We start from the raw sequence: 223 nt of genomic DNA, 5'->3' as shown, positions 1-223 counted from the left end.
CCGGTTGCGTCGTAACGAACATAACCATGGATACGCAGGCAGGTTTCGGTGCCCGGGATGTAGAAGTAGCCAGCGCCGTAAGCATCGCAGACGCGGACATATTCAACGGCTTCTGGCTCTGGCGCGACGATTGCGTCGGCAGCCTGAGCGCCGGAAGCTGCAACCAGAGCTGCAGCGGAGCCAAGGAGAAGGCTCTTGATGTTCATTTCTGACCTCCAGTCAA

General features: G+C 58.3%; 1 protein-coding gene. It reads right to left on the bottom strand.

The window, feature by feature from the left end; all coding sequences use genetic code 11:
- On the bottom strand, positions 1 to 206 hold a 206-nt coding region (locus tag F9K91_RS25800), incomplete at its 3' end, for a porin (protein ID WP_208852743.1).
- Between the last annotated feature and the right edge of the window lie 17 nt (positions 207 to 223).

Origin of the sequence: Brucella tritici (genome assembly GCF_008932295.1) — a bacterium.
GTDB classification, from domain to species: domain Bacteria; phylum Pseudomonadota; class Alphaproteobacteria; order Rhizobiales; family Rhizobiaceae; genus Brucella; species Brucella tritici.
This window is presented reverse-complemented; position numbering and strand designations above follow the sequence as displayed.